General features: G+C 53.2%; 19 protein-coding genes and 1 pseudogene. All 20 read right to left on the reverse strand.

What is annotated here, in order from left to right; genetic code table 11:
- On the reverse strand, positions 1-2,167 hold a 2,167-nt coding region (locus ACHH0Z_RS21970), incomplete at its 3' end, for a host specificity protein J (protein ID WP_395149564.1).
- 53 nt (positions 2,168-2,220) lie between these two features.
- Positions 2,221-2,811 carry a tail assembly protein gene (locus tag ACHH0Z_RS21975; protein WP_045406489.1) on the reverse strand — a complete coding sequence of 197 codons (591 nt, stop codon included), beginning with the start codon at positions 2,809-2,811 and terminating at the stop codon, positions 2,221-2,223.
- Positions 2,812-2,869: 58 nt separating this feature from the next.
- Entirely contained in the window at positions 2,870-3,283 is a 414-nt protein-coding gene (locus ACHH0Z_RS21980; RefSeq protein WP_045406492.1) for a lipoprotein, read from the reverse strand.
- 88 nt (positions 3,284-3,371) lie between these two features.
- On the reverse strand, positions 3,372-3,881 hold the full coding sequence (locus tag ACHH0Z_RS21985; RefSeq protein ID WP_045406495.1) for a KilA-N domain-containing protein: 510 nt from the start codon (positions 3,879-3,881) through the stop codon (positions 3,372-3,374).
- Positions 3,882-4,046: 165 nt separating this feature from the next.
- Positions 4,047-4,757: a C40 family peptidase gene (locus ACHH0Z_RS21990; RefSeq protein ID WP_045406497.1), complete on the reverse strand. Its 711-nt coding sequence runs from the start codon at positions 4,755-4,757 to the stop codon at positions 4,047-4,049.
- 1 nt (position 4,758) lies between these two features.
- The gene (locus ACHH0Z_RS21995) at positions 4,759-5,514 is read right to left on the reverse strand and encodes a phage minor tail protein L (RefSeq protein WP_045406501.1); all 756 of its coding nucleotides are present in this window, start codon (positions 5,512-5,514) and stop codon (positions 4,759-4,761) included.
- A complete protein-coding gene (locus ACHH0Z_RS22000) occupies positions 5,511-5,858 on the reverse strand; it encodes a phage tail protein (protein WP_045406503.1) in 348 nt (115 codons plus the stop codon). Before ACHH0Z_RS22000 ends, ACHH0Z_RS21995 begins: the two co-directional genes overlap by 4 nt.
- Before the next feature lie 5 nt (positions 5,859-5,863).
- Complete coding sequence (locus ACHH0Z_RS22005; RefSeq protein WP_045406507.1) at positions 5,864-8,383, reverse strand: phage tail tape measure protein; 2,520 nt, start codon at positions 8,381-8,383, stop codon at positions 5,864-5,866.
- Positions 8,367-8,681 (reverse strand): annotated as a pseudogene (locus ACHH0Z_RS22010) (phage tail assembly protein T); the annotation flags it as partial. The gene ACHH0Z_RS22005 and the pseudogene ACHH0Z_RS22010, both read right to left, overlap by 17 nt.
- 8 nt (positions 8,682-8,689) lie before the next feature.
- Positions 8,690-9,112, reverse strand: a complete 423-nt coding sequence (gpG, locus tag ACHH0Z_RS22015) for a phage tail assembly chaperone G (protein ID WP_045406512.1) — start codon at positions 9,110-9,112, stop codon at positions 8,690-8,692.
- Between the two features lie 35 nt (positions 9,113-9,147).
- Positions 9,148-9,885 (reverse strand): phage tail protein, encoded by a 738-nt coding sequence (locus ACHH0Z_RS22020; RefSeq protein ID WP_045406513.1) that lies wholly within the window; start codon positions 9,883-9,885, stop codon positions 9,148-9,150.
- Between the two features lie 7 nt (positions 9,886-9,892).
- Positions 9,893-10,291, reverse strand: a complete 399-nt coding sequence (gpU, locus tag ACHH0Z_RS22025) for a phage tail terminator protein (protein WP_045406516.1) — start codon at positions 10,289-10,291, stop codon at positions 9,893-9,895.
- Positions 10,288-10,842, reverse strand: coding sequence for a phage tail protein (locus ACHH0Z_RS22030; protein ID WP_045406518.1), 555 nt, complete (start codon positions 10,840-10,842; stop codon positions 10,288-10,290). Before ACHH0Z_RS22030 ends, gpU begins: the two co-directional genes overlap by 4 nt.
- Positions 10,843-10,850: 8 nt before the next feature.
- Positions 10,851-11,126, reverse strand: a complete 276-nt coding sequence (locus ACHH0Z_RS22035; protein WP_045406520.1) for a hypothetical protein — start codon at positions 11,124-11,126, stop codon at positions 10,851-10,853.
- Positions 11,119-11,445 carry a DUF2190 family protein gene (locus ACHH0Z_RS22040; protein ID WP_045406798.1) on the reverse strand — a complete coding sequence of 109 codons (327 nt, stop codon included), beginning with the start codon at positions 11,443-11,445 and terminating at the stop codon, positions 11,119-11,121. The genes ACHH0Z_RS22035 and ACHH0Z_RS22040 overlap by 8 nt, the downstream gene beginning before the upstream one ends.
- A gap of 83 nt (positions 11,446-11,528) precedes the next feature.
- The gene (locus ACHH0Z_RS22045; protein WP_338390621.1) at positions 11,529-13,544 is read right to left on the reverse strand and encodes a ClpP-like prohead protease/major capsid protein fusion protein; all 2,016 of its coding nucleotides are present in this window, start codon (positions 13,542-13,544) and stop codon (positions 11,529-11,531) included.
- On the reverse strand, positions 13,489-14,991 hold the full coding sequence (locus ACHH0Z_RS22050; RefSeq protein WP_045406524.1) for a phage portal protein: 1,503 nt from the start codon (positions 14,989-14,991) through the stop codon (positions 13,489-13,491). The genes ACHH0Z_RS22045 and ACHH0Z_RS22050 overlap by 56 nt, the downstream gene beginning before the upstream one ends.
- Positions 14,988-15,203 (reverse strand): hypothetical protein, encoded by a 216-nt coding sequence (locus ACHH0Z_RS22055; protein WP_045406801.1) that lies wholly within the window; start codon positions 15,201-15,203, stop codon positions 14,988-14,990. Before ACHH0Z_RS22055 ends, ACHH0Z_RS22050 begins: the two co-directional genes overlap by 4 nt.
- Positions 15,200-17,302, reverse strand: coding sequence for a phage terminase large subunit family protein (locus ACHH0Z_RS22060; protein ID WP_045406526.1), 2,103 nt, complete (start codon positions 17,300-17,302; stop codon positions 15,200-15,202). Before ACHH0Z_RS22060 ends, ACHH0Z_RS22055 begins: the two co-directional genes overlap by 4 nt.
- On the reverse strand, positions 17,302-17,790 hold the full coding sequence (locus ACHH0Z_RS22065; RefSeq protein ID WP_045406528.1) for a DUF1441 family protein: 489 nt from the start codon (positions 17,788-17,790) through the stop codon (positions 17,302-17,304). The genes ACHH0Z_RS22060 and ACHH0Z_RS22065 overlap by 1 nt, the downstream gene beginning before the upstream one ends.
- Positions 17,791-17,836 lie beyond the last annotated feature (46 nt).

Below are 17,836 nucleotides of genomic sequence, written 5' to 3' on the forward strand. Positions count from 1 at the left end.
GCTTAGGCGGATTACCTACTTTGCCGGTCAGTGTCTTCTCTTCTGAATATCCCCATCCTGAGGAAATTTCAGCGGCATTAATTGCGCGCACGCGCACCAGGTAGCGCCCGGCATAAATCCCCGGGACGTCAAATGACGTGGTGGAGCTGCGAGGCATGTTCACCCAGTTTCCGTCGTTGCGGCGCCACTGCCCCTCATAGGCGATAGCGTTCTGCGCCTGGTCCCAGCTGACGCGCATGGTCTCGACGCTGATATTCTGCTGAACAACAGAAAACGAGCTGATTACGATGTTGGCTGGCGGGGACTGATTACCAGGAGGTATTACACTTATTGGCCGCTGGTCGATAATTGCGCCAGTATCGATACGGGCATATTTATCCGGATCGTGCCAAGCGGCCGTGATCGAGAATGTGCCATTATCATTATCGCTTACGCTGACAACGCGGTACTGCTGCGCGTAAAGCTCGTCAGATTCAACCACCCAAACAGCTTCGACCTGTGGCGTCTCACTGTATGCCGTGGTGACTGTGACTGATTCACCGTTCACGGCCTGAATGGTCCTGCTCTGCGATGCACCGGAAGGTAGGTTGAGAATAAGGCGATCACCTGCTGCCGCATCTGCTACGCGGTCAAGTTTGATAACGCGACCGTTAACGGCACTGATGCGTCCGCCCATAACCTTTCCGGAAAGCAGCTCGTCTGCCACGGCGATGATGTAGCCCGGCTGAGGAATGTTGCCGTCCAGCCCGACATCAAACGAAACAACGCGATCCTTGTTGTTGGTGAGAATACCCCAGCGCCCCTTTCGGTTTGCTTCAGACTGCCTGGTACAGCCGATAGCTGTCATTTCCAGTTGATTGAAACCGTACCGCGCCACCAGCGCCTGCTCAAATACCGGCTCCATCGCGTCGGCGTAAGCATTACCGGGATCAGACCATGATACCAGCGCTGTGGTGTAGCGGCTTTTCGTGGTGCTGCTCGAATAGGTGAAGCGACTGCCAACAACGTTAGCGCGCGTGTAGCTGTAATCAACATCGCGCGGCATGTCAGCCATGGCAACAATCTGGTCCCCGCCCCAGTAGGTCATACCACGGAAGATAGCAGCAAAATCACGCAGGACTGTGTAGGCGTCGTTCCGGTCCTGGATGTACACGTTACAGGTATAACGTGGTTCGGTACCGTTGCCCCCCTTGCCGTCTGGTACCATCTGATCGCAATACTGGGCAACCTGATAAAGCGTCCATTTATCGATGTTCGCAGCAGTCAACCGGTGACCGAGGCCGAACCGGTCAGAAACAACCAGATCGTAAAAAACCCACGCCGGGTTATCCGTCCATGCCCATTTAAACGCCCCGGTCCATGTACCGCTATAAGTGCGGGTTTCAGGGTCATAGGTATCAGGAACGCGGATAACACGGCCGCGTGGCTCGCAGGAGATCTGCGGGATAGAGCCGTTAAACTGGCTTGAATCGAATTCGATGTAGAGTAACGCTGTGTTTGGATATCGTAACTTGGCGTCAATAACCTCAGTGAAGCTCTGCAGCGTCATCGTGTCGCCGATCTTCGCGCTGTTGGCGTCAGATGTAATCTTACGCAGGCGTATTGTCCAGGTGCTGCCAGCCTGCGGTAAATCGATACGGTGGCTGCGCTCATAACCAGACGTCGTTTTGCCGGTCACGCTGGTATTGAGTACCGTCTGCCATGTGCCGCCGTCCATCTGCAGGTCAATCGCATAATTGACCGAGTAACCCACCAGATCGCCGTCGTCCTCCTGTTTGAAAAGCGAGGGCCATTTCAGACGCAGGCGAACCGCTGAAAGCTGCGTATTGGTAAAGGTGCGCGTCCAGGCAGTAGCGCTTGATACCTCAGTTCCTACGCTGATTTCGTTTTCGGTACCGGGAATACCCTGAATATATTTTTGCGCCTGCGTTCCTGCGCGAAACTCCCACGTCACGCCGCTAAAGTTTTGGGAACCGTCGGCATTCTCCAGCGCCGTTCCGTCCAGGTAGATATCTTTGCCAGTTAGCTGCCCTGCAAACTCCCCTTCGCCAAGCGCAACGAGGATTTTTGCCTTCGCTACAGATTGCAGATCATCAGGCTGTTCAGTAGGGGTTCGGGAACTTGAGCTGCCGCCCTTGCGGCCCTTTAACATTTTATCTGTAGCCATATTGCGCCCATAAAAAAAACCACCAGAAGGTGGCCAGAAAAAAGGTTTGCTATCTACTGCTGATCTTCTACATAAATTCCGGCAGAAATAATCGCTCCGCCGATTCGACGCTTACCATAAAGGAGCGGTACTGGGTAGCCTTGCGCCGCGGTGTTTGTTACACCACCGAATGCGTAGGATGCGCGATTATCTGCGCTTTGTTTGCTGGCTAATCCTGCTGGCTGAGGAGATAGCATCTGGACAATACCACCCGCCATCATAGCTCCACCAGCCATCATTACATTTACACCCCAAGCCTGGGCAAAACCAAATGTAGCAATCGCACCTACTGCAACAATAACAGCACCCAATATTGTCTGAAGTACACCAGCCTTTTTGCTTCCGATGATAACCGGTACAATCCTGACCACTTCACCAGTTACCGGAAACCCTAGGTCATCAACTCCTATGTTTTTCTTTCCTTTAAAAATGGCAAAGGTTAGTCCGCGACGCTTGCTGTTTACCATATAACTTTCAAACCCGGAGATTGTTTTTGCGAGTGCTACACCTGCTTCAGAAACTTTACTGATAAGTCGCCAATGAGTTTTACCAAATATTTTCCCGGGTTCGCCGCCGAGTTCAATTCGAGTCATTACTTCAGACATATAAACCTCTTAAAAATAAAAAACCCCGCCTGAGCGAGGTTATATATAATTGCTGCATTCAAAATGCTGTAGGGTAGATACCAAAATCACCGTTGGTTCCGTAACCAACTCTAAACATCAATACCCCAGTATCTGTCACCTTACCCGACTGTTCGCTCATGCCTCCGCCACACATACCTTTGGGCCAAGCGCTAAAGATATGATCTCCAATTTTGGGATAGACCGTTACCTTTTGAGCTGTGTCTAAGTCTGCAACCTCCTTGCCATCAACATAAACTCGGGTCATGCAGGCGCTGCCCATAAAACCAGAGTCGCGTTTGATTATTACCTTACCAGTCCCTTCTTTTTTAACTAGCAGTGTATTGTTGATAACCTGTTTTGCAGGAACATCCTGTGCTTGTTCATTTGTCACCGGCTTAGTTGCACAACCAGCAACCATTAAGATGGAGGTAAAAACTAAAATTCTTTTCATATCCCTATCCCCTTTGGTCAATTTTGCCAAAAGAGTAGCAGGGATCGAGCGGTAGCAAAACCGAATGTTGTCTTGGTTCACGCGCCCTTTAAATACCGGGGAGATACATCTGTACTTCATCAGCTACGCGCTCCCGTGCTGTGTGTAGAAGCCGCTTGCGGCCACCAACACCCCACTTTGCCATCTGGCTGGCACATTGGCTAATCGCTTTGGTTTCGGTGTTAATCACATGGTCGATTTTGTTAAGGCGTGACATGGCATCTATGCCTTTTCTTATCACCATCTGAAATGTTTCATAGACTTTGATTTCGAACAATGGATTCAGCCATGCTGCATAGCGTATAGCGACCAACTCAAGACCCCAGGTGCCTTGCTCAGTACCACCTTTGACAACTTTGACCGATGCAACTTTCATTGCATCGCTTAATGTTCGTACAAAACGCTTAACCTGCATACTCTGCATGAAGGCACCAGGCCTTTGCGACTCAGTAGCCTGACCGTTTGCTACAGCTGCCGCATGAAGATCGTTCAGGTTATAGCGACCTTCATTATCGACACGAACGGAAATGCCGTTTACAGATACGGTTGGATATTGCATATCGGAATACCTTTTAGTGATGAACCTTGTCGCACAGGAAAACGGCCCCAAGAAGGCTCCGACAGCCAGCCGGTTCCTCAAGGTGCATCCTGAAAGTTTCTTGGTTTGAATTGCGCGTGCGGTGCGCGGTGAAATGCGGGGTTTAAAAAAACCCACCTGAGTGGGCTATAGAAGCGTTTTATATCTGACGATCTTCATCGTCCTTTCCTGCCAGTAGCCACCATACGGCACGCGCTGGCTTAGGTGTCCGTACAGGTGATGCAGCAGCATATTGCCCTCCAGCAGAATTCCCGCGTGATTCCACTTATCGGCCTGGACCTGCATGATCACCATATCGCCGGGTTTCGGTGGCCCGTCGAATTCACGGAATCCGCACTCATACCAGCAATCCTGATAGAAGTTGTCCGGATAGTCGTTTTCCCACCAGGGATAATCCACACGATAATCGTGCAATTCAATGCCATGCGTTTGCCGGAAATAGCTCATTACCAGCCCCCAGCAGTCGAAGTGTCCAAGCACAAACGGACGCTCCAGCAGCGGCAGTTCTCCGCGTGGTTGGATGGTGCGTAAATCCCCCTCCGGCCAGCTCACAATATGCCAGGGTAAAAGCGTTGCGTCGCATTGCGCTTTATCCAGTTCGCTCGGTTGCGTTGTGGCGTCAGGGTGACTGTGAACGATGGCGATCACCGTTCCCCAGTCCTCAGCAGCTGCGTAGTCTTCGATGCAAAGGACAAAATTGTCCTCCGGCGCTTCGGCAAGGTTACGGCATGGGAAATACCGCTCAACACGGCTTTTCTGAGCTACGACTCCACAGCACTCACGAGGATATTCAACTGCAGCATGCGCCATAATCGCATCGATGGTTTTCTGACGCATATCAGCTCCTGATTAATGACGTTCCGGGGAAGCCTCCGAATGGAAGCTCATTACCTTCACCATGACGCAGTTTGCAGGCAGAAAGTGTTCCGTTGCATTCATCAAGTGAAGGGTCGCTTACCGGGTTGTTGTTTTTGTCGAAATAGTTGGTCCCGGCATAATCGCAGCCATCGCCGGTGCGATACTTGTTCCGTATGCACCAGGTGCACAGGGAATGAAGCTGCCGCGTAGGGATCATTAGCCCCTGCAAATCCATAGGGCTGGAAAGCGTGAACTCCACCTGCTCATTCGTTTCTGTGGATTTTGCATCGATGTAGAAGACCTTCAGTTTTTCCTGTGTCGGATCCGCTGAGGGATTACCTTCCTGATAGTTTCTGGCATCCAGGTACTGCGCCAGCGTGTCGTGGATACTGACTTTTGCCTGTAGCAGGTCATCGTATGCCAGGCAAAGCGAAGTGATAGAGCTGTCCAGATTAGCCACTGTCAGTTTTGGCTGAGGACTGGTACCGTCAGTGGTGGCTTCAATGCCTTCCACCTGACACGGCCAGGCCTTATATTCCTGCCCCTGCCACCAGATAGACTTCGCGGGTAGTTTACTTTCATCACCACCAGCAGCATCAATCTCCTCTGGGGTGTGCGCGATATTATGCGAATGAAAATTCAGGACATCTGACATGCCGAACGCCGTACCGTCGACAGAAAAAAGCCGGACGTGATTGCCCGGCTCAAGCTTTTGATAATCTGCATTAAGACTCATGGTGCGAACGCCTGCTCGAAGGTTGCTGTAATGGTCATCACTTTGACGTTTTTCAGCGACTGTTTCAGGCTGTCAGGTTCGACACGCCACAACGCTTTATCACCGAAAGGTGGTGTGAAGATAAACGACTTCGTTTTGTGTCGGCGCAGAAAAGCATGTATCTGCATCGCGGTTTGTGGATCACCGGAAAACGAAAACTCATAGGTGAGCATTTCGTCATTCAGCCCAGACCCACTGACCTGGGCATAACCATCCCCAAATTGCGCTTTTCGCACCGAGTCTTTACTGCCGAGCGTGGGCTGGCTGGATGCCTTAATGCCCCAGGTGAATGTCTCTAAAGCCATAAATTTTACCTGCGATTATTGGCATTCCAGATGAGTCCGCCAGGACGGATAGCCTGAGCAATGCCATCACTGACAGACTTATTGATGACCTGCTGATATGCCTTACCCAGGCGGTCACCATCGCCTTGTTGCTGCGTTCCCGCAGAGGCATTTTCAACGGTAACGGGCGCATAAACGCGCACACCAAAAGGCGTTGCGGCTGGTACTGCACCACTTCCGCCTACAAGACCACCCGTGGCATACCCTTTCATCATGCGGTACAGATTAGAGACCCCGATCCGGCTCGTTGCTTCTTTTGTGAATACGAACTCGCCGCGGTGAACGATGCCGGCAGGCTCATACTTCCCACCTGAGCCAGTGTATCCGCCGCCATCAAATCCCATCGCTGTTGTGGCGGAGCTGACCAGACCTGCCATCGCCTGCTTCATCAGGATTTGAGTGAGCATGGATAAGGTTGACCGCGTAAAATCACCCCAGTTGGCTTTCCCGGTCGTGAGCATATCCGCCATATTCTGCCCGATACCGTCAAACGTACTCGTGGCAAACGACTTCATTTGCCCGTAGGCATCAGCAGCAGAATCGGCATAATCCGCCCATGCCGATTTCGCGCCAGAAAGCCAGTCCCCGCGCAGGTTATCCTGTTCAGCGTAATAATTTTTCAGTGCAGTCAACTCATTCTGATAACCCGGATCAGTATCTGACCCGCCCGCATTCATCCAGCCCTGCCGGAGTTGAGCCTCTTCATTCTGACGTTGCGCTGCCCGACTCCCCATACTCCCGCCCGCCACCAGCGCGCGGGTTTTCTCGCCCATCTGGGTGACGTATTTTTGTGAAGTATCCTGAAGACGGTTAAGGCGTTCCTGAGCGGCAATCTGATCACCCAGTTTTGCATTCATCTCCGCGCGCGAAAGCACTTCATCCTTACTGGCCAGCAGGGATTTTTCTTCCACAGAGAGGGTGCGTTTTTTTGCGGCCTCTTCCAGAACGGAGAAGCGGGCCTGCTGCCGCCAGAGCTCCTGCCGCTGCTGGCTGATAGTGTCATTGATACCTTTGTGCTCTTGCAGTGTGCGTAACTGCGTCTCAAGCTCCATCGTCTGTGCGGTGGCGGTATCGGTCGCCCGAGTGCCGGCTGGCGTTCTGACCGCTGCGGTCCTTTTCGACGGTTTCTTGAGAGTATCCTCATACTCTTTTTTTGCCGCAGCCAGGTTAATGTTGTAGTCGGCCTGGAGGATACGGCCATCCTTCAGAGCCTTGTTAAGCTCATTCTGGCGGGCCGTGTACTTTTCCAGGGCACTTTGTGTTTTGGCGTAATTGGCCTGGGCCTGCGCGGCGTACTTTTGGCGGTCAGATTCCGCAGTCGCTTCTCGCGATGCATTCTCTTCGTTCGCTTTGGCAACACCCGCCTGCTGCTGCGCCATATCGAGCGCCAGTCTGGCCGTTTCCCTGTCGTTCCAGAACCGGGCGCGCGCCTCATCATTCACATAACGATCACCCTTACGCAGGTTCCAGATTTCATCTGCCTTTTTGAAAGCGGCTTCTGCCTTTGCCACCATCTCCTGTGCAGTGTCAGGGCGGCCGATATCCAGTGCCGCATCCCACATCGATTTAAAGGCACGCTTCAGGCTGTCTGCCGATGACTCAATCGTTCCCATGTTGTCACGGAGCGATTTTGTCTGCTCGTTAAACCCGGAGGTCGCAGCATCGTTTGCCGCTTGCAGGGCAGCTGCTTCATCACCGGCCCGCTGCAATTGCGCCACATAAGCTATCTGCTCAGCAGTCGCATTGTGAAATTGCTGGGCCATGGCAATCAGCCCGGAGGTCGGGTCTGAGGTCAGTTTTCCAAACGCGGCCGCAACCTTATCAACCGGCACACCTGAAGCGTCAGTAAAGCGCGCAACCGCCTGGCTCATATCATCAAAGCGGGAACCCGCACGGACACCCGCATTGACCAGCTCAGTCAGCGCTTCGCTGGTCTGGTTGAATGTCAGCCCTGCGGCCTGCCCGTTTCGTGCCAGAACCAGCATTCTGTCGGCGGTCAGCCCCGCTGAATTCCCTGATAGCACCAGTGTCTTGTTGAAATCAGACAGCGTTGACGAACCGGCATACCATGCATAGAACAATGCCCCTGTTGCGGCAGAAAGCGCCGTAACGCCCACCATAACCGGGGAGATAGTGCCCAGCAGCGCGCGGAACGTTGGAATAATACCGCCGAAGGAGTCCTTCACCTGGCCACCCTGCTGGAGAAGGATAAGCCACGGACTCTGCCCCCCTGCCAGCTGGGTCGCAATATCAGTAAACTGCGCCGGGAGCATACGCATTGCAGCGTTATATTGCCCGACAGATATCCCGGCCTTACGGGCGGCACTCTCCTGGCGGGTAAATGACTGCTGCATTCGCAACGCTGCATCATTTGCCGCATCACCCGTCTGCTTAAATTCTTTTTTAACGTAGCTGATCTGTTCAGTGAATTTCGTCGAGTTAACGTCAAGGTTAACGACCAGATCACCGACTGCCGTCTGGGCCATAGCGTACGCCTCCTGAAATTCCTGCTGCCTTTGCCATCAGCGTCTCATCGCCAGGCCCATCGATATCGACAGGATCCGATGCAGGAGAAAGAATGCTGAAACTGTCGGGGGTTAATTCCGGATCGGCGAAAAACAGGGTTGATATGGTGTAGAGCAGGCCGGAGAAATGAGCATCCAGCTGCGCATCATGAAAGTAGTTGTCCCGGTAGAAGATTTTCCAGTCGCCATATTCCGTAGAAGACATGCCAGCAAGCATGGCGCGCCAGTCAGGGCGACCGAACTCACGCGCCAGTTTCATGGCAAATATCAGCTCGCTGGCGAGGGCTTTTCCGCCGTAACGGGTTCGGCTGGCTCATTCTGTTCTTCGCCAGGCTCTTCCGGATCATCCGTTACAGGTGCAATCATGCCAGACAGGAGTTTTACCTTATATTCAGCTTCGGCAATAAGTTCAGCCGGCCAGGTCTGCATGACTTCATCCTGAATTTTTGCCACTTCTGCCGCTGCATTATCGCCCTGAGAGCCTTTCAGGGAATGACCATGCCAGAGAGACATCGCCACCAGATAAGCCCCACTCTTCACGGTGAGTGTAACGGCCGCCTGAATATCGCCCCCTTCAACTGCTTCCATCTGTTTCAGGTATTCAAGGTGTTCAATACGCTGTAATGCTGACAGCTGGAACAATGTGACACTGCTGCCGTTACTTTCAAGCAGTTCGCTTTTTAGAAACATTATCTACTCCAGGAACGGGGCTGACGCCCCGGTTATCAGGAAACAGTCACTTTGCAGATCGCCACAAAGTTACCGTCATTGCTCATAACGATGATTTCTACGGTACCTGCCGCCACGCCGGTGACAGTCAGGGTATTGCCGCTGACGGTGACCGTTGCCTTAGACGGGTCAGAGGTTGCAACCCGGAACGAGGAATCGGAAGCACTGGCTGGCAGCACCGATGCCACCAGCTGAGTGGTCGCGCCAACAGCAACAGCAGCCGTGGCTTTATCCAGGGTGATCCCCGTTACGCCAATCGGTACCGAACCGCTGTCTTCAGCGAGTGACGGCTTACCGTTGTTGGTGATTTTTACGGTTCGCGTCATCGTCTCTTTAGACGTAACGGTCTTGCCAAGGCTGCTCACCCATCCTTTAAAGGCATCGACAACGCCGTTCGGATACTTAATTTTGTACCCTTTAACAGCGCCCTCATCGAACCAGTTCACCAGCTCCTGTTGCCCGCTCTCACCAGGTAACCAGGCCAGAGTGAAGCTGGTTTCGCCGGCAGATTTCTGGCCCTGCATGGTCGAAGTCCAGTCAGGATTGTCATCGTCGACGTAGGTATCGTCTTCTGACTCTGCTGTCAGTTCGCCAGGCTGGATGTCTTTAATCTTTGCCAGGCGGAACCAGCCTACATCCGAAACTGGGTTCGCAAATGGGTCACCGCTTCCGGCATAAACCCACAGCGTTGTACCAGCGCCTTTCGTTGGCGCCAGAGGGTTTGGTGTGGTCATAAAGTCCTCACATTACATAGCTGATTGAGTAGCTGAGATCGGCCGATCCCCACATCATCGCTTCATCATCGCGTTGATAGTCATAACCGCTTGCGTTCATCAATTCGATGAGGGGAAGCAGCTCGGGGATATCACCCAGAGCGGGATACACTTTCTCTTCCATCCAGGCATCCAGAGCGGAATCAGGCTCTTTCGCTTTCAGGAAAACCTCGATATGCAGCAGTGCAGACCACATATCTTCATCGATGTTGTCGTCCGAGGCGCGCGCATCCGTCAGGTATACCGCCACTGCCGGAAGATCCTCTTCGTCAAGGAAGCCAGGGCGACCGTCAAACCAGGTGACCTGTTCGATAATGTTACGTTTAAGCGCCGCCAGAACGGCGGCACGGATTTGTGGGTGTTTCATCGTGAAAGAATCAACCTCAGCTGGTTTTGCAGATTCTGCCGCATCACCTCAGGCATACGTTCATCCATCAGTCTCGGCAGCTCTGCGCGGAAAGCTTCAGTCAGCGGTACCGCCAGAGGGATGCTGACCACTTCGATCGGATACCGGTTGCGGGTTGTTCTCCGCAGTACATGCCAGCGACCATTTGCCAGTTGCTGAATAAAGGCGCCAGGGAAACGAAACGGTCCGATCCTCAGCACGCTGCTGGCTCCTGATTTATCGCGTTTTCTGCGCGACAGACGAACACTGGCGGTCCCAAGTTTAATGGCGGGTAAATTTCCCCGGTTCACGCGGATAAGAGCGCGGGGTTTGCTGACGGTTGCCCGCCGGATCCGGGCACGCTGTTTAACCAGCTTTCGGGGGACACGGGTTGACTTTGAAACGACTGAAACACTGCGATTGACTGCCTGTCCTGCAATGCGGTTAACAGATTGAGCACTGGCGCGGGGGACGGCTTTTTCACTGATGCTGTTGAGGTTAGCGATTGCCTGTTCCAGGCCTTTAATCGACATAACACCTCCTATTCAATGAAGATACGTGGTTTCCCGTTAAAAGTGTCGTGGCGGGTAACGGTCCAGTTCTTGCCCTCCCATTCCACTTCGTCGTTTCGCCGCGGGGAATACTCTGCACTGAACACCACCAGCGAATGAATATTCCCTGATAGCGGGCCCATCTCCTCCAGAAGGTCGGCTGAGATGGCATCGTGAGACACGCCATTGATCAGCACAGTTTTCCCCATGGTTTTCACCGTGGCCGCGTCCATGCGACCCGCCAGCCTTTCAAACGGATTAGCCATTGATTTTTACTTCAACCACAGTCACGTTTGCACCTGCGGATTCCCAGGCGACCCCGGCCACGACCGCATCGGTTTCCGTCAGCTGCACTTTACCGTCTTTCAGGTAAACCTGTTCCCCGGCAGTGATTGCATCAGCGGCCAGTTTGGGAAGCAAAAACACGCCTTCCGTGAAACCGTCCCCGCTCTGGCCAGCTGCAATGTCCGTGATAGCCACAGCAATTACTTTTCCGACTGCAACCGGTTCACCACTGAGAATGTCATCCGTCCCGCCATTCACCAGAGAGATTGTTTTACCGTCCTGTACAAAATTCTTCGCCATGTTGTGCTCCATTCAGCCCCTTTCGGGGCTGGTTTCAGGTATAAAAAAAGCCCTTACGGGCGTCTGGTTATCGAGGCTGTTTATTACTGGCCAGTTGATTTGGTCATGCCGCGATAGTCCAGCGGCGCCACACCGGCATCAATACGCACTTTCGTGGCGATACCATCAGTGGTGAATCCCTCCTGCTGGTCGATGTATGGCGTATCGACCCCGTTCAGATAAGCCACTTCAATGGTGTCTGTGCCCTGTGCGGCAGCCAGATACCAGGCTTTTGCATCGGCATCATCCAGTCGCGCTTCCGCAATAACTTCTGCAAAGTTCTGGATAGGGTTGATAATACCGGCATTAATATCCGCCCCTTTCACGCTGGCAGACTTGATGGTCTGGTTTGCCAGTGTTTCAAGGCCAACCGGTACCAGCATGAATGCCGGACGAATATTCAGGGAGCGCTCGCCCTCTTTCTGAAGGCGCATCAGCTTACGAGCGTCATCAAGGCTACTGACGGAGATCGCGCCAGATGACAGGTTTTTATGGTCAGCATGGAACAATGCTTTCCCATCTGACAGTTTAGGGTTTTTGGTCAGAACGGCATAAACCAGATCACCAATGGTACCCTTGGCTGCGCGGCCCATCTTCATCGGCACATCAGTCAGCTGATTGAGGTCATCGTTGATAATAGCCTGACGGGTGATGGAGAAGATTTCACCGTAAGTTGCCAGGGCGATCGTCTCGCCTTTATCGCCAGTGGTAACGTATTTGTACTCAGCCCCTTCACGAACCTGACGCAACGACGGGAATCCACCCATGCCAACACGATGGGCGGTCTTAAAGTCTGACAGCTGCCCCTTTTTGGTCCAGCGCTGGAAGGTTTCTTCAGCTTCTTCCCAGCCCTGCAACAGAGCCTTGTTTGCAACATCGAGCAGGATATTGCCGAAGTCAGATGTACTGTGCGTCAGAGCAAGCCCGACCATCTGCATCGGGTTATAACTGGACACACCGATACCTTTTTCGGTCAGGGCCATACGCGCATATTCACGCAGTGTCATACCGTTGTAGACGTTGTCACGCTCCTGATTTTCATAGCCGGCACGCGCCATCAGTGCCTGGCGAATACCATCGGCCACGAAATTACCGTTGCTGGCATGAATATGAACCTGAGTGGTTTTGTTGGATGGGGTGGCAGTTTTACCCAGCTCAGCCAGTAGTAAATCTTTAGCCTGCTCAACGGAACATTCAGGATCGGCAATGCACTTGTTTTGCAGATCCATGTGTTTGTTACCGAACATGGCGAAGAGATCGCCAATACCATTCACACGGGCCTTCTGCTCAGCCAGAACCTGAGCGCGGACATCACCTTCGTTGATGACCGGTGCGGGATTCGGCTGCTGGGATGGATTATGCTGATTTCCCTGGTCACGCTGGGTAGAGTTGCGCGGCGGGGTGATCAAATTGCGAATGCTGTTTGGCATCTTTTCAAATTCCTCGATACGTTTTGAGTGAATACAGGCCATCGCCTGTAGGGAAGGTGTAACCTGGTCGGCAAACCCCAGCGAGACGCATTCGTTGCCGTCCATCCAGGTTTCGTCTTCCAGCATTGCCGCGATTTCTTCAGTGGTTTTTCCGGTCTTCTGCGCGTAAGCCGGGATCAGCACTGATTCAACTTTGTCGAGGAGGTCCGCATAGTCGCGCATGTCGTTAGCATCACCCCCGGCAAATCCCCATGGCTTGTGGATCATCATCATGGTGTTTTCAGGCATGATGACCGGATTGCCCACCATTGCGATGACGGAGGCCATTGACGCGGCCAGACCATCAATATGCACAGTGATTGACGCGCCATGATGTTTGAGGGCATTAAAAATGGCGATGCCATCAAAGACATCACCACCCGGTGAGTTGATGTGAAGGTTAATGTGACTGACCTCACCGAGAGCTTTGAGGTCATTAACGAACTGTTTTGCGGTCACCCCCCAGTAGCCGATTTCGTCGTAGATATAAATTTCGGCCGCATTGTTATTGCTGGCCTGCATCCGGAACCACGAATTACTTTTTACGCTGGCTTTCGGACGGTGGACCGCCCGGCTCTTTGACTTCGGCACTGGTGCCTCCTTTATCATTGGAGGGGTCAGTGTCAAACACCAGCCCCATTTCTTTGTTTTCATCAACTTCCGCTTTACGGCGTGACTTCACATCGTCCGGATTACGGCCGCTGGCGCGAACCCAGTCAGATTCAGTTGCAGCACCACCGCGTATCTGGGTTTTCCAGGCATTTGCTTCTTTGACAGGATCAATCCAAGGCATGACCGGCCCTGAGTAGACAGCGTTGTAAAGCGTATCCATGTCAACACCGCGTGGAAGGCTGATTTCTCCGGCGGCGACTGCCATCTTCAGCCAGGCCCGATACATCGGTCGGGTGACTGAGCCGATAAACCAGTCCTGAAGTATCAGATACCCATCGGTTGACTCCACCAGCTCCTGCCGCTGGGCGCTGTAAGTACCGTTGTAGTTGCGGGCAGTGCTGGAAAAGCTGAGGCGACTGCCTGCGGCAACAGCACGCAGCTGACCATTGCGGAACGTCTCAAGGTTAGGGTTAGGTCGGTCAGACTTAATCATCCCGATTTCTTCCCCGGCCTGAAGGTCGTCATACAACATGCCAGGCTGGATCATGAGCTCACGGTCATCACCAGATTTGTCATCGGAGTCAAAACTCTGCCCGTCACCCTTTTTGATATACATGCCCAGTGCTGCGGCAATTCTCGCTGCGGTAAGTTCGGAGTCTTCATACTCCTTGAGCGCACTCAGGCGCATCAGTACCCCAGACAGAAGAGAGGTGCCTCGGGTCTGGTGAAGGCGGCGGGTAAATTTGAGGTGGAGCATGTTTGCTGCGTCTACCTCTTTGGTATCAAACTGTCTCCCGGAAACCGGCAGACTTTTGTAAACCTGGTATTTTTTGGGTCGTCCCCAGTTGTCAACAAAGACCCCCTGATTCATCTGGGATGCGGCGTCACTGTTCATGGGTACGAAATCAGGCTCAAGTGCTTCCAGCCAGAATGGCACACCCGCGACTGGTTGAAGGCCGTTGCCTGTACCACTAACCAGTTGTGCAAATACTTCACCATCCCGTAACCAGGTGCGAAGCATCAGGCGCTCAAGCATCGGTCGGGTAAACTGGTTAGTCACTTCAGGTCTGACAGACCATTCACCAAACTTTCTACGGATATCCTTTACCAGTTTCTTGGCGATTTTCCCGTTGGTCAGTAGGGGGATCGGTTCAACAATAATCCCCTGCTTACCAATAACCCGCTCTTCAAGCTTGTCGAACACGCCAATCACCAGATCGTGATTGTTATCCAGCCAACGGGCCTGCTCACGAAGCGAAACCGCCCCCATCTGGCTGAGCTGGTCGGCAGAACGATTCTCCCGTTGTGCTTTATGGGTCCGGGTAGGCTTTACCGCCTCATAGGCCTTGATTACCGCACGGGCACGCAGGCGTGAAGCTTTCCAGCCCGGCGAAAACAGGCCTATTGCATCATCTAAAAGACTCATCCAAACCTCGCCAGCCTGTAGCCGGGTCTCCCACGGCGTTTGTTGTTGAGTGCAGTAAGACGACGTTCCCACTCCTGTCGCCCTTTTCGGATTTCCGACAGGTTTTCGAATGTCATCTGCTGACCATTAAAGGTGATGGATTTTCCTTCCAGAACGGCAAGCTCTGCTGATGCATAGCGGTCGATCATATTTTGAATATCTGCCTGATTCACACCCATCCTCCTGAGTTTGTCCACGGATTCGCCTCGCTGATTACGGGCTTCTCACGTTTTGGTTTTGGCTTTGGTTTCGCCGCAGGTATCGGGGATGGCGCTTCGCCAGTTTCCGTCTGCGTGCTCTCGACCCACGTTTCCCGCCGTGCCCATTCAGGAACAGACGGCCATTTGATTTTTTCGTACCCGCTAAGGATGGAGAGGGCATCGGCATAGACGAGAAGGTCAAATGCTTCGTTGGCGCCGCGGCCAGGCTTACTCCATTTCCCTTCATTTGAGCGTTCCTCATAGGTCAGTTCGTCGTAGAACCAGTTGCCCAGCCAGGAGGGAAAATGAACATATCCTGGCCCGGGAGAATCACGCCAGAGGGCATTATTCACCCGGTCTTTCAGGGCATCGGTCTGAAGAAGATAAAGCGGGACATCACCAGTCGCCTGCGCGCGGCGGGTGGACCTTCCGGTGTTATCCGGGAATGTCCTCTGAATAAGTTTGCTGCGGCGTACACTGTCGCCCTTAAAGAGATAAACCCGTTTACCCAGCCCTTCACGGCGACACTTGCGCCAGAATTTGTAAGCGTTATCCGTGACGCCATCCTCACCGCCGGAGTCAACCGCCATCGACATCAGCCTCATGCCTTTTGACGGATCAGATGCCAGTGGCCAGATTTTCTCGAAGACATCCGTAAGCAGGAGATCCCAGTCTTCCGGGTAGCTCGCGGGATCGATCTGGATGCTCTCTCCGTTACCATCACATCGCAGGGACTGCCGTATGTTGTAGCGGTCAACTATCCAGCGCTCTCCCATACTCCCGTAACCGGTTATCTGGACAACAAACCGCCTGTTGCGGCCCGCCTGAACGTCCACGGTTGCTGTAAGGAACAGCACGCCGTCCGGGACCGAGCGTTTTGGCACGTCTTCAGCACGTTGCTCCAGCAACTCACTTTTGCGTTGCTCTATGCTGGCGCGGGGTAAATAAGGTCGGCCAAAGTCGGTATTGATAACCGTCTTCAGTGTTTCCTCACTGCGGGTGGTTTCATATTCCTGCTCTGCTGTCAGGAATTTGTAGATCAGCTGAGCCCAGGTCTGGTAAGCAGCTGCCGGACCTTCCATCCAGAAGGAGGCAATACGGGAACGACGGCCATCACCGCTAACCTGGCCTTTCCTGTCGATGGTTTGCCCGTCCCGGAGCCAGACACATTTCATGTTAAGCGCACGCTTCATGTCCGGTGTGATCCTGCCTTTACAGGCCGGGCACTGTAGAAAAGCCGCTTCGCTGGCAAGCACAGGATCGCTGCTGTCGCGGTACCCGGTCATATTGTCCATTTCCGGCTGGAAATATTCGCCGCAATGCGGGCATGGCCAGTAAAGACGACGGCGGTCACCACGGTTATAGAGCGATAAAATTCCGGTGGTCGGAGGGGCTTCATGGGGCGTGGAACGCCGCCATTTTGTGTCTCTGATATCCCTCCCGGGCGAGCTTTCAACCAGCGTCATCCCGGAGGACATGAATGTCGTGGTACGCTTCGATGCCAGTGAAAAAGCATCCCCCTCCCCGTCGATATCTTCCGGAAAGCGGTCATAATCCGTCAGCGCCACACTCTTATAGTCCGAGGACGACATGATATTGACGGATGGCCAGCCAAGCTTCAGATAGTTACCGGCGCGGAATGTACGGTCGTAGACGTTGTTATCGTTACGTCTTGGGCTTAGCCGGGTTTTAACTTCAGGGCTACAGCGAAAAGTACGGTCCAGGCGTTTTTTGGAATGCTCGCGAGCTTTTTCCTCAGATACCTGAATCACAAGCATATCTGCCGGATCGCAGACAATGTTATAAACAATCCAGCCGTCAATCAGCCCGATGGTTTTACCCGTTCGCGCCGGGCCCACAAACACCACCGCATCGTATTCACGCGATGCCAGGCAGTTCATCGGCTCAATCACATAGGGTGCCAGATCCGGATCCCATGGAACTGAGTTTCCCGCCCCCATTGGCACGCGCATATAAGTACTGACCGCATCGGCCACCGGAATACGACGCGGGGCTCGTAAAATACCGGAGACATCGCGGCGGATGTCCCTGGCGGATGCCCGCTTTGCCATCAGTCCTCCTCAGGCTCTTCCTCCTCTTTTTCAGCGTCCTGCACCCTCTCCGCCATCTGGCCGCGCAGATCATCAATAACGCTTTGCACACGAACTACCGCAGCAGGCGTTAAAGCACAGTCGCGCTCGAGCACATCCGGGAGGGTTTCAAGTACCATGACGACGGCTTTCGCCATCAATGAGAATTCTCGCGCCACTTCATCTGCGGGTATTAACTGCCCCGTATCCTGTTCGAACTTCAGCCTCTCATTCTCTGCTTTCCAGTGGGACAGCCTGTCAGAGGGGGGCATATCATCGATGTTGGCCGAAACGGTAGGGATCATCAGTTCGGTCAGAATGTCGGTCACCAGATAGAGCTTTAACTTGCTGTTGCTGCCTGGAGCAGGTTCAACATTTTTCAGTCTCGCGGCAACCGTCTGACGGTGTACGCCGGTTATCCCTGCCAGCTGATTGATATTGAGTTTTAAAGTGGCAATTTCCTGGTCCATGATGGTGAACACTTTTTGAACGATTCGACATCTTGCGAAAATGGCC

It is taken from the genome of Enterobacter cloacae complex sp. 2024EL-00227 (assembly GCF_043945315.1).
Lineage (GTDB): Bacteria > Pseudomonadota > Gammaproteobacteria > Enterobacterales > Enterobacteriaceae > Enterobacter > Enterobacter roggenkampii.

What these genes read in the sequence shown, in the direction of transcription:
- ACHH0Z_RS22000 (WP_045406503.1), bottom strand. Translation starts at nt 5,858, where the DNA reads ATGGCTTTAGAGACATTCACCTGGGGCATTAAGGCATCCAGCCAGCCC.
- ACHH0Z_RS22035 (WP_045406520.1), bottom strand. Translation starts at nt 11,126, where the DNA reads ATGGCTAATCCGTTTGAAAGGCTGGCGGGTCGCATGGACGCGGCCACG.
- ACHH0Z_RS22020 (WP_045406513.1), bottom strand. Translation starts at nt 9,885, where the DNA reads ATGACCACACCAAACCCTCTGGCGCCAACGAAAGGCGCTGGTACAACG.
- ACHH0Z_RS21975 (WP_045406489.1), bottom strand. Translation starts at nt 2,811, where the DNA reads ATGTCTGAAGTAATGACTCGAATTGAACTCGGCGGCGAACCCGGGAAA.
- ACHH0Z_RS22050 (WP_045406524.1), bottom strand. Translation starts at nt 14,991, where the DNA reads ATGAGTCTTTTAGATGATGCAATAGGCCTGTTTTCGCCGGGCTGGAAA.
- gpU (WP_045406516.1), bottom strand. Translation starts at nt 10,291, where the DNA reads ATGAAACACCCACAAATCCGTGCCGCCGTTCTGGCGGCGCTTAAACGT.
- ACHH0Z_RS22040 (WP_045406798.1), bottom strand. Translation starts at nt 11,445, where the DNA reads ATGGCGAAGAATTTTGTACAGGACGGTAAAACAATCTCTCTGGTGAAT.
- ACHH0Z_RS22065 (WP_045406528.1), bottom strand. Translation starts at nt 17,790, where the DNA reads ATGGACCAGGAAATTGCCACTTTAAAACTCAATATCAATCAGCTGGCA.
- ACHH0Z_RS21990 (WP_045406497.1), bottom strand. Translation starts at nt 4,757, where the DNA reads ATGCGTCAGAAAACCATCGATGCGATTATGGCGCATGCTGCAGTTGAA.
- ACHH0Z_RS21980 (WP_045406492.1), bottom strand. Translation starts at nt 3,283, where the DNA reads ATGAAAAGAATTTTAGTTTTTACCTCCATCTTAATGGTTGCTGGTTGT.
- ACHH0Z_RS21985 (WP_045406495.1), bottom strand. Translation starts at nt 3,881, where the DNA reads ATGCAATATCCAACCGTATCTGTAAACGGCATTTCCGTTCGTGTCGAT.
- gpG (WP_045406512.1), bottom strand. Translation starts at nt 9,112, where the DNA reads ATGTTTCTAAAAAGCGAACTGCTTGAAAGTAACGGCAGCAGTGTCACA.
- ACHH0Z_RS21995 (WP_045406501.1), bottom strand. Translation starts at nt 5,514, where the DNA reads ATGAGTCTTAATGCAGATTATCAAAAGCTTGAGCCGGGCAATCACGTC.
- ACHH0Z_RS22060 (WP_045406526.1), bottom strand. Translation starts at nt 17,302, where the DNA reads ATGGCAAAGCGGGCATCCGCCAGGGACATCCGCCGCGATGTCTCCGGT.
- ACHH0Z_RS22030 (WP_045406518.1), bottom strand. Translation starts at nt 10,842, where the DNA reads ATGTCGATTAAAGGCCTGGAACAGGCAATCGCTAACCTCAACAGCATC.
- ACHH0Z_RS22005 (WP_045406507.1), bottom strand. Translation starts at nt 8,383, where the DNA reads ATGGCCCAGACGGCAGTCGGTGATCTGGTCGTTAACCTTGACGTTAAC.